Consider the following 14,687-nt stretch of genomic DNA (forward strand, 5'->3'; position numbering starts at 1 on the left):
TGAACGCAGAGTATTAAGAATCTGCGCAAAACCGGCCAATGCGCCGCTAGGGGAAAAGGGAGAGACGTAAAAATGAATCACGCCTCTGCAACGTCTGAAAACACAATCTATGCGCGCATAGGTGAAACAAAGGACCTTTTTGAGCAACATGCCACCCAACTGGCAGAAGGCTTGATTGGCCAATTGTTTGGCACCGGCCAAAGCAGCGCCGATCCCGGCGATCCGCGAAGCTTTGTTGACGGTCTTGCCAATCGTTTCCGCGCCATGGCCAATGCCACTTCTGCCAGCGCGTTTAACCAGTGTTTCGAAGAGCACCTGCTCGCCGACGCCGCAACCGATATTTCGCCCGACCGTCTGGTGCAGGCCTATCACACCACAGCGGCAAGCTGTGCGTCACTGGCCTCGGGCACAAAACGCACACGCAACACCCCTGCCTTTATCGATGCGGCCCAATGCCTTTTGATGGCCGATATGGCAAGCCTGATGTCCGCCATTCAGGCAAAGAAAATGCAGCGCCGTTCGGCATCCGAAGTCCAGTCGATGTCCGAAATCATCGAACGTGAAACCGACAACATTATTTCCGAAGTCGGTTTTCAGGCAGGCCGAACCAATGACGTGGCCCAGGCCATGGAAAACGACGCCAACGACCTTTCCAGTCTGGTGGAACGGATCACCTCAACCACCGCAATCGCCAGCAACAATGTCTCAACCGTGGCATCCGCGACCGAAGAACTTCAGGCATCCAGCCATGAAATCGCCGACCGCATTCACAAAACCAATGACATTGCCGGTCAGGCCGTAACCCGCGCGCGCGAAACATCGCAAACGATGAACAGCCTGTCAGACACCGCAAGCGAGATCGGCAAGGTTGTTGATATCGTCAAACGCATTTCCGATCAGACCAAGATGCTCGCACTTAACGCCACCATCGAGGCCGCCCGTGCCGGGGATGCTGGCAAGGGTTTTGCCGTGGTTGCCAACGAGGTGAAAAACCTCGCAACCCAGACCGAAAAAGCCATCCTCGACATCAATTCGCAAATCACCGCCATTCAGGGGGCAACGTCTGAGGCCGTGACCGCGATTGAAGGCATCGGTGGCGCGATTGACGAAGTCAGCCAGCTTTCATCGGATATTTCCGCGTCGGTCGAACAACAAACCGCCGCGATTGCCGAAATTTCATCGAGCGCGCAGGAAGTCTCGACCCACATGCAGGGGATTTCAAGCGACATCGCACTGGCCAGTGACAAATCCCAAAATGCCAGTGAAACCGCTGAAAACCTGCGCATTCTGGCCTCCAACATCCGCAACGACATCAACGAAATGGAAAGCCGTTTCCGCGGTGTCTTGCGCAGTGCCGATAATACCAACCGCCGCAACGAAGAACGCGCACCGATTGCCGTCGACATCAAGGTTGATTTTGGCGGCGGCGATGTCCGCTCCGGGGTGACGGCGGACATGTCACCTTCCGGACTGCTGGCCCGTATTGATGCCAGTGACAAGGACCGGGCCAAACCAATCATCATCACCATGGCCGATGGCACGGTTCTGCATGGGATTGTTAAGGCTGTTTCGAACCTTGGAACCCATGTTCAGTTCACCGAAGTCGACGATCAGGCCTATGAGGTCATTCTCGACCATCTGCGTAAAACCCACGAACATGACGGCAAGATCGCCGATATCGGGATGAAACTGGCCGGTGAACTTGGCAAGGTTCTTGAAACAGGACTGCGCAACAAGGAAGTCGAGCACGACGATCTGTTCAGCCCGCGTTACGAGTCAATTGCGGGCAGTGATCCCAAACAGTTCATGACGCCCTATATCGCGTTCACCGACCGCAACTTCACCCCGCTTCAGGAAGCCGTCCTTGAAAAGGACAAGCACATCGTCTTTGCCGCCGGGGTGGATTTCAACGGCTATCTTCCGACCCACAACAAGATTTACAGCCAGCCACAACGTCCCGGCGAACCGGCATGGAACATGGGCAACTGTCGCAACCGGCGCATCTTTGATGACCGGGCCGGTTTGATGGCGGCGCGCAACACCAAACCGCACCTTCTGCAAACCTATTTCCGCGATATGGGCGACAGCGTCGTCTTCATGAAGGAATGCGATGTGCCGATCATGGTTAACGGCGAACAATGGGGCAATCTGCGCATTGGCTATCGCGCCTGACCGGATCGTCAAAATCCGCACACACAAAAACACCCCGGTCATCGCCGGGGTGTTTTGCGTTCTGCTGGTCATCAGAAATTAGCTGTGTGAATGCAGGATCGCTTCGGCAATTTCACGTTCGATTTCGCCCGGATACGCATAGAACCCCGGCTTGAATGATGCCGCCCCACCCGATGCAAGCCAGTCAATGCCGCGAATAAGGATGGCGGAAAACGGATCAAACAGATCCTTGCCCGATCCGCCCATGCCCGGTGCCAGGTTCAACAAACTACCGCGATTAAGAAGATACACCTCGCGGTTGTTATCAAGCTCGAACCGTTCGATATAGCGACGCATTTTGGTCTGTTTCTGGGTATCGAGCCACGCGACATCAATCTCGGTATTGGAATGCCCGACATTGACCAGAACCGCCCCACGGCGGGCCATTTTGATCTGTTTTTCGCCCAGAATGCCCGAAAGCCCCGTCGCGGTAACAATGATCGCACTTTCTTTTAAGCCATCTTCAAGCGCCACGACCCGGCATCCGTGATGCTGGGCTTCAAGGGCGCGCACCGGATCACGTTCGGCAACTGATACCACCGCGCCAAGATTACGCGCACGTTCGGCAACACCGCGCCCAACCGGACCAAACCCGATCACCAGAACCGACCGGCCATATAGGGCCAAGCCCGTCACATTGGAAAACACCGGCCACATTTCCTGTGCCACATGATGGCGGTTATGCAGGCGGTCCTTGATCGCTATATCGTTCCAGTTAAACACCGGGAAGGCATACCGAAGCTTCTCCACCCGGTGAACGCCGGTGGTCGTCGCCTCAAGCGCGCCGTCGACCTTCTGGCCCTTTTGAACAAACGCCTCGATCAACTCCCCGCCCATATCCGCAACAATGTCGGCGGGCTCGGACGACAGGATATCGATGCTTTTGGCATATTCATCCGGGGTCATGCCTGAAAACGCATGGACCTCAACCCCGTTGGCGGCCAGATAGGCCGCGGCAACATCATCGGTGCTATCGGGATTGCACGCCCCGACCTTGACCTTGGCCCCGGCTTTGACAAACGGCAAAAGTGTCGGGATGGTATCTTCCAGAACATGCTGGAAACTGACGATGGTTTTGTCGCGCAAATCACGTTTGGCGACATAATTTCCGTATTTTGCCGTTACTGGGCAGATAACTTCCCGCCAGGCAAGGGTTTCGTCGGTGATCTGCGTGGCAAGGGAAGGGTCTTTAATGCGACTGGTCATATGGGCTGGTCTCTTAACGTCGTGGGGGCGAATCATCTGGCCGGACGTTAATGCCAGCCTGACCGAATGGAAAGCATTTCTGACCATTCGGTCAAACTTCAATTTAAACCACGATTGGCATAGGCTGCTGATCTATGGACGTGGCGGGATATCAAGCCCGCGCTGAACCGCAGGCCGTGCCAATCCGCGTTCGAGCCAGATCGGAACATTGACCAATTTGTCAAATTCCACAAGCTCACCGGCGCCATAAAACCCGATCAGGTTCCGCACCCAGCCAAGTGTTGCGATGTCGGCAATGGTATAATCATCGCCCATGATCCAGTCACGCCCGGCAAGGCGGGTTTCAAGCACACCCAGCAACCGTTTTGACTCATTCACATAGCGATCGCGCGGACGTTTATCCTCAAAATCCTTACCGGCAAATTTGTGGAAGAACCCAAGCTGCCCAAAGATCGGGCCAAGCCCGGCCATCTGGAAATAAACCCATTGCAGGGTTTCGATGCGCCTTGCCGGATCAGCAGGCAAAAACTTGCCGGTTTTCTCGGCCAGATATTGCAAAATCGCCCCGGACTCAAACAAGCCAAGCGGCTTGCCGCCCGGACCATCGGGATCAACAATTGCCGGAATTTTGCCGTTCGGGTTCAAGGACAGAAATTCCGGCGTCCAGGTTTCATCCTCACCGATCTTGATGGTATGGGCTTCATAGGCAAGGCCCGTTTCCTCAAGCATGATCGAAACCTTGACCCCATTCGGGGTCGGAAACGAGTAAAGCTGCAAGATATCGGGATTTTTGGCGGGCCAGCGTTTGGTAATATCGAATGCGGAAAGGTCGGACATTGGAACGTCATCCTTTTCATAGCGGTGTGATCTAACAAAAAAATTCGGCTTTCAGGCTCCTTCTGCAAGCAAGGCCGAACATCATATCCCTGTGATTTAGGCAGAATGTTTCCAAATGCCAGACGTTTTGCCAGAACCTTTTGGTCCACTTTCGTGTTTCTGGCTCTTGCCCCGGCGGGCGGTTTGGCGCAGCATGTCGCCGCCTGTAAGATAACTGTGATGATTTAACGTCGGGTCACGCCGCCGCCAAGATCATTGCACAACAAGGTTTTCGACACACATCACAGGTGGAAACGAGGGAAAAACATCAATGGCTGCATTTCTTCAGATTGGCGCGTTGCTCGCGATGGCGGCTGTGGCGGTCGTGCTGGTTTTGGGCATCATTTCCATGGCACGCGGCAACGATGCGCGAAAATCCAATAAATTGATGCAGCTGCGCGTCCTGCTTCAGGCGGGTGCCCTTTTGCTTCTGTTTCTTCTGTCCTTCATGGCGCTTGGAAAATAGCGCAGCCTCGCGCCTTATTCCTTCTTCCATCCCCTGCATAAAATGGACGGCACATGGTTCAACTGACACGCATCTACACGAAATCCGGTGACAAGGGCAAAACCGCACTTGGCAACGGGTCGCGCGTTGCCAAAAACGATATTCGCGTCACCGCCTATGGCACGGTGGATGAAACCAATGCCGTGATCGGGGTTGCCCGTCTGCATTCCGCTGATAACGCCGATGTGGATGCCATGCTGGCCCGCATTCAGAACGATCTTTTTGATCTGGGGGCGGATCTGTGCACGCCGGACGACGGCAGCAACGACAACCCTGATCAGCCAGCCCTTCGCATCACCGCCAAACAGACCGAACGCCTGGAAGCCGAGATTGATCAGATCAATGAAAACCTTGATCCGTTAAAATCGTTTGTGTTGCCCGGCGGATCGGCACTTTCCGCACAGCTTCATGTGGCGCGCACGGTATCGCGCCGCGCCGAACGGCTGATTGTTGAACTGGCGGGAATCGAGTCTATCAATCCCGAAGCCGTGCGCTATATCAACCGCCTGTCGGACCATATGTTTGTTCTGGCCCGCCACGCCAACAATGGTGGCAAGGATGATATTCTGTGGCAGCCCGGCCTGACGCGGTAACAAAAAGCAAACACCCCCTGTTCAAGCCGGGCTCAGTCCCGTATCAAGACAGTCAAGGGCGAGAAAAATTCAGTAAAGAAGTTGTCGTTAACGTTAACCTCTTTACGTAAATTGACAACCCGTAATGCACTGCCTATTGTGCATCGCGGGGAAAACATTACCATGCGGGGTTCGCCGCAATCTGCCATGGCAGAGCGCAGCAAACCCATAGTTTTGACAACAAAAACGAACAGGTCTGTCATGAAGGTTCTTGTCGCCGTTAAGCGCGTTGTGGATTACAACGTCAAGATCCGTGTCAAACAGGACCAGTCTGGCGTTGAATTGAACAACGTCAAAATGTCCATGAACCCGTTTGACGAAATCGCCGTTGAAGAGGCTGTCCGCCTCAAGGAAGCTGGCACTGCCACCGAAGTGGTTGCGGTGTCGCTTGGCGTAAAACAGTGTCAGGAAACAATCCGCACTGCTCTTGCCATGGGTGCCGATCGCGGCATTCTGGTCGAAACCGATGATGAGCTGCAGCCGCTTGCCGTTGCCAAACTGCTCAAGGAAGTCGTCGCCAAAGAAAGCCCGGATCTGGTAATCTTGGGCAAACAGGCGATTGACGATGACGCCAACCAGACAGGTCAGATGCTGGCCGCTCTTCTGGATTGGTCGCAGGGCACGTTTGCATCCAAGGTTGTCGTTGCCGATGGCAAACTTGATGTCACGCGTGAGATTGATGGTGGTCTTGAGACCATCAAAATTGATCTTCCGGCAATTGTTACCACCGACTTGCGCCTCAATGAGCCGCGCTACGCGTCGCTGCCAAACATCATGAAAGCCAAGAAAAAGCCGCTTGATACCCTCACCCCGGCCGATCTTGGTGTGGATACGGCACCCCGCCTGAAAACCCTGAAAGTGTCGGAACCGCCGTCACGTCAGGCAGGCGTCAAAGTTGCTGACGTTGCAGAGCTTGTCGACAAGCTGCGCAACGAAGCAAAAGTCATATAAGCGGGGGTCATCCAAATGAGCATTCTTGTTATTGCCGAACACGACAATACCGAACTGAAGGGTGGCACGCTGAATGCGGTTGCCGCCGCACAGAAAATCGGTGGCGACATCACCATTCTTGTTGCTGGCGAAAACTGCCGTTCTGTTGCCGATGCGAGCGCCAAGGTTGACGGTGTCGCCAAGGTTCTGGTGGCCGATAATGCCGCCTATGGCCACTTCCTGGCAGAAAACATTGCCGGTCTTGTCAATGGACTGGCGGGCGATTACGGCCACATTCTGGTGTCGTCCTCGACCTCGGGCAAAAACTTCATGCCCCGCGTTGCGGCCCTGCAGGACGTGGCACAGATTTCTGACATCACCGATGTCGAAAGTGCCGATACCTTTGTCCGTCCGATTTATGCCGGTAATGCCATGGCAACCGTGCAGTCATCAGACGCGCTGAAACTGATCACGGTTCGTACCACGGGCTTTGATCCGGTTGCTGCCGAAGGCGGTTCTGCCACCATCGAAGACGTCACAACGGTTGTCGATGCCGGTAAATCAAGCTTCGTCGGTCAGGAACTGACCGAGTCGGAACGTCCCGAACTGTCGGCTGCCAGTGTGGTTATTTCCGGTGGTCGCGGTATGGGGTCAGGTGAAAACTTCCACCTGATCGAACCGATTGCCGACAAACTGGGCGCTGCCATTGGCGCATCACGCGCTGCAGTTGATGCCGGATACGCGCCCAATGACTGGCAGGTTGGCCAAACCGGCAAAGTTGTTGCACCGCAGCTATACATTGCTGTAGGCATTTCTGGTGCTATTCAGCACCTTGCCGGCATGAAGGACAGTAAGGTCATTGTAGCGATCAATAAGGACGAAGAAGCACCGATCTTCTCGGTTGCCGATTACGGCCTTGTCGCTGACCTGTTCGAGGCCCTTCCCGCTCTGGCGAGTGAACTCGACAAATAAACTGATCCCATTTAGGGTCAAAACAGTCGATTGTATTGTTTTGACCCTAAGGGGACGAGTGGGGAACAAATGGCTTCGTTGGAAGATATTAAAACCATTGGCGTAATCGGTGCCGGACAAATGGGCAATGGCATTGCCCATGTTGTCGCACTTGCCGGTTACGACGTCCGACTTCTCGACATCTCGCAAGACGCCCTCGAAAAGGCGTTTGTCGCGATGGGCAAGAACATGGATCGTCAGGTCAAGAAAGAGCTGATTACCGCAGCGCAAAAAGATGACGCGCTCAAGCGCGTCTCAACCGGAACGGAATATACGTTCCTGTCTGACTGCGATCTGGTAATCGAAGCCGCAACCGAAAATGAAGAAATCAAGAAACAGATCTTCAAGGCACTTTGCCCGGTTCTTGGCCCCGAAGCGATCATCGCAACAAACACATCTTCGATCTCTGTAACGCGTCTGGCGTCCTACACAGACCGCCCGTCGAAGTTCATGGGCATGCATTTCATGAACCCGGTGCCGCTGATGAAGCTGGTCGAACTGATCCGTGGCATTGCCACCGATGAGGTCACCTATCGCACCATTCATGAACTGACCAAAAAACTGGGCAAAGACACGGCAAGTGCCGAAGATTTCCCGGCGTTCATCGTCAACCGCATCCTGCTGCCGATGATCAACGAAGCAATCTACACCCTCTATGAAGGTGTCGGGAACGTTCAATCGATCGATACCGCTTTGCGCCTTGGTGCAAACCATCCGATGGGCCCGCTGCAACTGGCCGATTTCATCGGTCTGGATACCTGTCTTTCGATCATGCATGTCCTGCATGATGGCTTGGCCGATACCAAGTATCGCCCCTGCCCGCTTCTGGTTAAATATGTCGAAGCTGGCTGGCTTGGCCGCAAGGCTGGACGTGGTTTCTACGATTACAGCGGTGACGAACCCGTCCCAACCCGATAAGGGTCTTAATCGTCACAAGATTAAAGCCGCTGCACATTTGCAGCGGCTTTTTTGTTGCATTACAACTGGCAAACGTCTCGAATGCAGTCAAAGCATACCCGCGCTGGTAAAAGAGTCGGGCAAAGAGAAAAAGACGTCTGGAGGCAGTCCGAAAATGTTTCTCGGTATTGATGTCGGTACATCTGCGGTCAAGGCACTGCTGATTGATGACAACTCGGTCACGATTGCCGAGGCTGATGTCCCATTGTCGGTGTCCAACCCGCACCCGTTCTGGAGCGAGCAAAACCCGACCGACTGGTGGGATGCCACATGCCAGTCGATTGATAAGCTCAAATCCGAAAATCCGGTCGCCCTTGCCGCGACCCGTGCCATTGGCCTTTCCGGTCAGATGCATGGTGCGACCCTGCTTGATGCCAATGACGCCCCGTTGCGCCCGGCCATCCTGTGGAACGACGGACGGGCAAAGCGTGAATGTGACGAGCTTGATGCTGCCCTGCCCGACCTTGGCCAAACTGCCGGGGTTGCGACCATGCCGGGCATGACCGCCCCCAAACTGATCTGGCTGCAAAAGCACGAACCGGATGTCTTTGCCAAAATCAAAACCGTTCTTCTGCCCAAGGATTTCATCCGCCTGTGCCTGACCGGTGAAAAAGTCACCGAAATGTCAGATGCCGCAGGCACCTTGTGGCTCGACGAAGAAAGTCGCTGCTGGAACCCCGCTGCGGTTGCCGCAAGCGGCCTTTCAATGGATCAACTGCCCAAACTGGTCGAAGGCAGTGACGTCACAGGAACAATCCGCGGTGAACTCGCGGCACGCTGGAACATGAAACCCGGTGTGATTGTTGCTGGTGGGGGTGGCGATGCCGCAACCGGGGGCATCGGTGTCGGGGCCGTGCGCCATGGGGACGGCTTTATCTCCCTGGGCACATCGTCACAGATTTTCGTCGCTTCGGACAAATACCGCCCGCGCCCTGAAGAACTGCTGCACAGCTTTGCCCATGCCATCCCCGCCCAGTGGTTTCAGATGGCGGTCCTTCTCAATGGGGCAAGTTGCCTGTCGTGGGCGGCCAACCTTCTGGGTGAAAAGGATATCTCGGCCCTTTTGGCGCGCACGGAACATCAGCACCGCGCACCCTCAGATGTGATTTTCCTGCCCTATCTCAACGGCGAACGCACCCCGCATAATGATCCCTATGCGCGCGGCGTGTTCTTTGGCCTTGGCAGTGACACCACCCGTGAAATGATGGTTCAGTCCGTTCTCGAAGGTGTCGCCTTCGCGCTGAGCGATGCGCAATCACGTCTGCATGCCGCGGGCACTCATTGTGACCTGCCCGGTGTGATTGGCGGCGGCGCACGCAGCCGATACTGGATACAGTTGATCGCCAATATCATGGGAACGCCGCTTGCCCGTTACGAAGGTGCCACCAAGGGACCGGCATTTGGCGCGGCACGTCTGGGGCGACTGGCCCTGACCAAGGAGGCGGTCGAAGACGTCTGCCAGAAACCGGCAATCGACGAAGTGATCGAACCTGATATGGCCCACTACAGCACCTATCAGCCCCGATTTGCCAAATTCAAACGCATTTATTCCGCCCTGCGTGAGGAATTCACCCCTACGTAAACGCCCGCCACCAAAATCAAACCATTCCCGCACACTATTTGGCGCATGCCCCATCGCCTGCAAAAACAGAGAATTCATTAGCAGGTTCTTTAAAGCACTGAAATGCGCCCAATATTAAACGGATGGATTGATATTTTTCTATTTGGATAAAACATGACCATTGCAGTTGTTGGAAGTTCCAATGTCGATTTTTCCGCCCGTGTAACCACCCTGCCCGTGCCCGGCCAAACCGTCCTTGCCAAGGCATACACAACCGGCCCCGGTGGCAAAGGCTGTAATCAGGCGATGGCCGTCTCACGCCTTGGGGTTCCGCCGATCTTCATTTCCAAAATTGGCGATGACCTTCTGGGACGTGACCTTTTGGCAACGCTCAAGGCCGAAGGTCTTGATACCAACAATCTGATCGTCGCCTCAGACGCACAAACCGGAACGGCGCTGATTTCAATCGAAGACAGCGGTGAAAACATGATCACGGTCGCAGGCGGTGCGAACATGATGATGACCCGTGCTGACCTTCACGACAAACGCCATGTCTTGCGTGACTGCAAATATTTGCTGTTGCAGCTTGAATGTCCGGTGGTCGCGGTTGATTGCGCCATGAAATACGCCCGCGAAGGCAGTGCCAAAATCATGCTTGATCCGGCCCCCGTACCTGATCGCGTGGTGTTGCGCGATCTGATGGTGCTAACCGATATCGTCACGCCGAACACCACTGAATGCCATGCCATGACCGGAATTATGCCCGACGACATGGCAACCGCACGTCACGCGGCCAAAATCCTGCACGACATGGGTCCGGAAACCGTGATCATTAAAATGGGCGGCAAGGGTGCATTTTATTCTGCCAACGGTCAAACCGGACTGGTGCCGCCATTTGACGTGTCACCGGTTGATACGGTGGCGGCCGGGGATTGCTTTAACGCGGGTCTGGCCGTTGCGCTTCACGGTGGACAAAGCCTGCCTGATGCGGTTCGGTTTGCCTGTGCGACCGGGGCTCTGGCAACAACCCGCCCCGGTGCCGCCGATGCCGCCCCGACACTTAGCCAAGTCATGTCAATGCTTGAAGAAAACAGTTAGCAGCACGGCCTTATGGGTTTTGCGTTCGTGATGATCTGAACCTGACCCGGCGATACCGGCGTTATGATACGTTTGTTTTTTCGTATCATAACGCTCTTCCAGATGTTGGGAATACTGGTTGTGCGGGATTGATCAAACCTTACGACGCCTGATCGATCAGGCGGTTGAAATACGCGACAACCTCTGGCGCGTCCCATTTGGCGATGCCTTCTAATTTGCCAATCAGTTCACCATTCGCATCGATCACAAAGCTGGTTGGTAACCCGCGTGCGCCCATGGCGCGTGCGGTCGCCCCTTTGGGGTCCAAAAGCACGTCCAAATGTTCGATTCTATTGTTTTCAAAAAATTTGGAAACGTCGTCCGCCCCGCCACGGTCCTGACTAAGCGCCAAAATCCGCATTGGCTTATCCGCCATTTCCGCAGCCAGACCATCGAGTTCCGGCATTTCCTTGACACACGGCACGCACCAAGTCGCCCACAAATTAACCAAAACAACCTTTCCTTTCAGGCTGTTAAGGGTCGCGACCTCGCCATTTTCATCGACAAATGTCGCGTTTTCAAGCAACGCACTGCCATTTTCCGGAACGGTCATTTTTGAAAGTTCTTGCGGGAATTGCGGTTCTGCAAAGGCAGGGGTTGCATAAATGCCCGATATGGCGACAATCACGCCAAGTTTTACGAATTGAAGCAAAGCCTTCACAATTCCCACCTTTTCCAAATACTGCGGATCACGATGACCGACCAAAACGCCACCGACCAGAAAAACGCCAATTCCCTATGGGGCGGCCGCTTCGAAGCAGGCCCGTCTGCCATCATGGAAGAAATCAATGCCTCCATCGGCTTTGACAAACGTCTTTATGCCCAGGATATCCAGGGTTCAAAGGCCCATTGTGCGATGCTGGTCAAGCAGAACATCATCCCTGCCGAAGATGGCGACAAAATCACCAATGGTCTAGACCAGATTCTTCAAGAAATCGAGAGCGGGAATTTCAAATTCTCAGCCGCCCTTGAAGATATCCATATGAATGTCGAAAGCCGCCTGCGTGAATTGATCGGCCCGGCGGCCGGTCGCCTGCATACTGCGCGCTCGCGCAATGATCAGGTCGCAACCGATTTCAAACTGTGGGTCCGCGATGTTGCCTTGGCCGATCTTGAAGTCGGCCTTAAGGGCCTTCAGGAAGCCTTGATCATGCAGGCTGGCACGCACGCCGAAACCATCATGCCGGGCTTCACCCACCTTCAGGCGGCCCAGCCGGTGACCTTTGGCCACCATCTTCTGGCCTATGTCGAAATGTTTGGTCGTGACCGTGGGCGCGTTGCCGATTGCCGTGTACGGGTCAATGAAAACCCGCTGGGCTCAGCCGCCCTTGCCGGTACGCCCTACCCGATTGACCGCCACATGACCGCAAGTACGCTTGGCTTTGACCGCCCGACGGCAAACTCGCTCGATGCGGTATCGGATCGTGATTTCGCGCTGGAATATCTCAATGCCGCGTCAATCACCGCCATGCATCTGTCGCGTCTGGCCGAGGAAATGGTCATCTGGTGTTCGGCACAGTTCAAATTTATCGGTATGTCCGACAAGTTTTCGACCGGCTCCTCGATCATGCCGCAAAAACGCAACCCGGATGCCGCCGAACTGATCCGATCCAAAATCGGGCGTATTGTTGGCTGCTATAATTCCCTGATGCTGTCGATGAAGGGATTGCCGCTGGCTTATTCCAAGGACATGCAGGAAGACAAGGAACCGGTGTTTGAGGCCCACGACCATCTTGGTCTGTGTGTGGCCGCCATGACCGGTATGATTGCCGACATGAAAGTCTTCACCGACAACATGCGTGCGGCCGCCGGGGCGGGCTATACCACCGCAACCGATCTTGCCGACTGGCTGGTTGCTGAACTTGGCATGCCGTTCCGCGATGCCCACCATGTGGTCGGGGCCACCGTCAAACTGGCCGAAACCAAGGGCTGTGACCTTGATCAGTTGTCGCTTGACGAATTGCAGGGGATCGAGCCGAAAATCACCAATGCGGTGTATGATGTGCTGACCGTCGAAGCATCGGTCGCTGCGCGTCAAAGCTTTGGCGGCACGGCCCCGGTTCGTGTGACCGAATCCGTTGCTGCGGCAAAGGAAAGGTTCCTCAAATGAACAACGCCTTGCTTAAACGCGGCACCATTGTCGCACTTGCTGTAATGCTCGGACTGTCGGTTGCGGCCTGTGGTAAAAAAGGCCCGCTTGAACCGCCAACCGACAAAGGTCAAGAATATCCAAGGGACTATCCGGCCAAATGAACCATTTTGAATATATCGACGGCGTCCTTCACGCAGAAGGCGTCGCCCTCCCGGAGCTGGCTGAAAAAGTCGGTACCCCGTTCTTTTGCTATTCCACAGCAACGCTTGAACGCCACTACAAGGTTTATGCTGACGCATTTTCCGGTCTGGATGCGACCGTTTGCTATGCGATCAAGGCAAACTCCAATCAGGCTGTCTTAAAAACGCTGGGCAAGCTGGGTGCGGGTGCCGACGTTGTATCTGTTGGTGAAATGCGCCGCGCCCTGCGGGCCGGTATCGCACCGGGCAAAGTTATCTTTTCGGGTGTCGGCAAGGCCGAAGACGAAATGCGCGAAGCCCTTGAGGCCGACATTGCCCAGATCAATGTCGAAAGCATTCCCGAACTGATCGAACTGAACCGGGTTGCCCTTGATATGGGTAAAAAGGCCCGCATTGCATTGCGCATCAATCCGCATGTCGATGCCAAAACCCATGAAAAGATCGCCACCGGAAAAGCCGAAAACAAATTTGGCATCGACTGGACCCGCGCGATTGAGGTTTACCGCGATGCGGCCGCCATGGACGGCATTGAGGTAACCGGCATTGCCATGCATATCGGATCGCAACTGACCGACCTGACCCCCTTCCGCGAGGCCTTTACCCGCCTTGCCAGTCTGGTCGAACAACTGCGTGCTGAGGGCATCGAAATCCGCAATCTGGATCTTGGTGGCGGTCTTGGCATTGCCTATCAGGGCGAAACACCGCCCCTGCCCGATGCTTATGGCCAGATGGTGCGTGAAACCGTCTCGCACCTTGGTTGTCACATCACGCTTGAGCCGGGCCGTCTGATTGCCGGCAATGCAGGCATCATGGTGTCGCGCGTCATGTACATCAAAGACGGCGAAGCAAAACGTTTTGTCATCCTTGATGCCGCGATGAACGATTTGATCCGCCCGACGCTGTATAACGCCTATCACGAAATCATCCCGGTCGATGAACAGGGTGAAAACGACAAACAGGCAACGGTTGATATTGTCGGCCCGATTTGTGAAACCGGCGATACCTTTGGCAAGGATCGCAAACTGCCCGATAACCTCAAGGCCGGTGATCTTGTCGCCGTGATGTCGGCGGGTGCCTATGGTGCAGTGATGTCATCGACGTACAACACCCGTGCGCTGACCCCCGAAGTGCTGGTCAAGGGCGACGAATTTGCCATTGTCCGCCCGCGTCAGGAAATCGACGAACTGATCAATATGGACCGCATTCCGGGCTGGCTTGATTAGGGTCTGAACCGAATTGAATGCTTGAAATGGTCGCGAGGAATTTGTGCGGATATCAGGAGCATTACCGCAGCAAGGCTCGCTGCCTTGCAAGGTGATGCGACGTAATAGCCCGTGCAAATTCCTCCGATCCGAAGGACAATCAGGAC

Annotated in this window: 14 protein-coding genes; 11 read left to right on the plus strand and 3 right to left on the minus strand. The window is 55.0% G+C overall.

The window, feature by feature from the left end; all coding sequences use genetic code 11:
* Positions 1–72 precede the first annotated feature (72 nt).
* Positions 73–2,172: a methyl-accepting chemotaxis protein gene (locus AMM48_RS06215; RefSeq protein WP_102783352.1), complete on the plus strand. Its 2,100-nt coding sequence runs from the start codon at positions 73–75 to the stop codon at positions 2,170–2,172.
* A 78-nt stretch (positions 2,173–2,250) separates the two neighbouring features.
* On the opposite strand, the gene AMM48_RS06220 is transcribed toward AMM48_RS06215, so the two are convergent.
* Entirely contained in the window at positions 2,251–3,417 is a 1,167-nt protein-coding gene (locus AMM48_RS06220) for an adenosylhomocysteinase (RefSeq protein WP_102783353.1), read from the minus strand.
* 132 nt (positions 3,418–3,549) lie between these two features.
* A complete protein-coding gene (locus tag AMM48_RS06225; RefSeq protein WP_102783354.1) occupies positions 3,550–4,254 on the minus strand; it encodes a glutathione S-transferase N-terminal domain-containing protein in 705 nt (234 codons plus the stop codon).
* Between the two features lie 310 nt (positions 4,255–4,564).
* Between AMM48_RS06225 and AMM48_RS06230 the strand changes: the two genes are divergently transcribed.
* The 7 genes from AMM48_RS06230 to rbsK all read left to right on the plus strand — a co-directional run bounded on the left by AMM48_RS06230 (position 4,565) and on the right by rbsK (position 10,987).
* Complete coding sequence (locus AMM48_RS06230) at positions 4,565–4,759, plus strand: twin transmembrane helix small protein (protein ID WP_102783355.1); 195 nt, start codon at positions 4,565–4,567, stop codon at positions 4,757–4,759.
* Positions 4,760–4,812: 53 nt separating this feature from the next.
* A complete protein-coding gene (locus AMM48_RS06235) occupies positions 4,813–5,391 on the plus strand; it encodes a cob(I)yrinic acid a,c-diamide adenosyltransferase (RefSeq protein WP_102783356.1) in 579 nt (192 codons plus the stop codon).
* A gap of 240 nt (positions 5,392–5,631) precedes the next feature.
* The gene (locus tag AMM48_RS06245; protein ID WP_028791341.1) at positions 5,632–6,381 is read left to right on the plus strand and encodes an electron transfer flavoprotein subunit beta/FixA family protein; all 750 of its coding nucleotides are present in this window, start codon (positions 5,632–5,634) and stop codon (positions 6,379–6,381) included.
* 15 nt (positions 6,382–6,396) lie between these two features.
* Positions 6,397–7,332, plus strand: coding sequence for an FAD-binding protein (locus tag AMM48_RS06250; RefSeq protein ID WP_102783357.1), 936 nt, complete (start codon positions 6,397–6,399; stop codon positions 7,330–7,332).
* Positions 7,333–7,401: 69 nt separating this feature from the next.
* A complete protein-coding gene (locus tag AMM48_RS06255; RefSeq protein WP_101298960.1) occupies positions 7,402–8,289 on the plus strand; it encodes a 3-hydroxybutyryl-CoA dehydrogenase in 888 nt (295 codons plus the stop codon).
* A gap of 154 nt (positions 8,290–8,443) precedes the next feature.
* Positions 8,444–9,910 (plus strand): xylulokinase, encoded by a 1,467-nt coding sequence (xylB, locus tag AMM48_RS06260; RefSeq protein ID WP_102783358.1) that lies wholly within the window; start codon positions 8,444–8,446, stop codon positions 9,908–9,910.
* A gap of 153 nt (positions 9,911–10,063) precedes the next feature.
* Positions 10,064–10,987, plus strand: coding sequence for a ribokinase (gene rbsK, locus AMM48_RS06265; protein ID WP_102783359.1), 924 nt, complete (start codon positions 10,064–10,066; stop codon positions 10,985–10,987).
* Between the two features lie 139 nt (positions 10,988–11,126).
* Here the strand turns inward: rbsK and AMM48_RS06270 are convergent, their stop codons facing one another.
* Entirely contained in the window at positions 11,127–11,687 is a 561-nt protein-coding gene (locus AMM48_RS06270; RefSeq protein WP_102783360.1) for a TlpA disulfide reductase family protein, read from the minus strand.
* A 33-nt stretch (positions 11,688–11,720) separates the two neighbouring features.
* Between AMM48_RS06270 and argH the strand changes: the two genes are divergently transcribed.
* From argH to lysA, 3 genes are read left to right on the plus strand one after another with little or no spacing between them, the layout of a single operon-like run.
* Complete coding sequence (gene argH / locus AMM48_RS06275) at positions 11,721–13,136, plus strand: argininosuccinate lyase (protein WP_102783361.1); 1,416 nt, start codon at positions 11,721–11,723, stop codon at positions 13,134–13,136.
* The gene (locus tag AMM48_RS22280) at positions 13,133–13,279 is read left to right on the plus strand and encodes a lipoprotein (protein WP_022730965.1); all 147 of its coding nucleotides are present in this window, start codon (positions 13,133–13,135) and stop codon (positions 13,277–13,279) included. The genes argH and AMM48_RS22280 overlap by 4 nt, the downstream gene beginning before the upstream one ends.
* Positions 13,276–14,541 carry a diaminopimelate decarboxylase gene (lysA, locus tag AMM48_RS06280; RefSeq protein ID WP_022730964.1) on the plus strand — a complete coding sequence of 422 codons (1,266 nt, stop codon included), beginning with the start codon at positions 13,276–13,278 and terminating at the stop codon, positions 14,539–14,541. Before AMM48_RS22280 ends, lysA begins: the two co-directional genes overlap by 4 nt.
* The last annotated feature ends 146 nt before the right edge of the window (positions 14,542–14,687 follow it).

The organism is Thalassospira sp. GB04J01, assembly GCF_000751115.1.
Lineage (GTDB): Bacteria > Pseudomonadota > Alphaproteobacteria > Rhodospirillales > Thalassospiraceae > Thalassospira > Thalassospira lucentensis.